This is a genomic window from Burkholderia sp. BCC1977 (genome assembly GCF_905339595.1).
GTDB lineage: Bacteria > Pseudomonadota > Gammaproteobacteria > Burkholderiales > Burkholderiaceae > Burkholderia.
Map to the genome: position 1 here is coordinate 1 of NZ_CAJPGQ010000210.1, position 253 is coordinate 253.

The 253-nt window shown below is 64.8% G+C and carries 1 protein-coding gene; it reads left to right on the forward strand.

Annotation, left to right across the window (positions count from 1 at the left end):
• On the forward strand, positions 1-253 hold a 253-nt coding region (locus tag U5771_RS35505; protein ID WP_322028228.1), incomplete at both ends, for a hypothetical protein.

Here is a 253-nt window from a genome sequence, read left to right on the forward strand (position 1 = left end):
CGACGTCGAAGTCGACAGCGAGGCCACCGAGCTATCGGTCGAGCTGAGGCCGGTCGACAACGAGCTGATGCCGGTCGAGGTCGAGGTGGACAGCGAGCTGATCGAGCTGGTTGCCGACGACAGGCCGGTCGACGTCGAAGTTGACAGCGAGGCAACCGAGCTGTCGGTCGAGCTGAGGCCGGTCGACAACGAGCTGATGCCGGTCGAGGTCGACGTGGACAGCGAACTGATCGAGCTGGTTGCGGACGAGAGG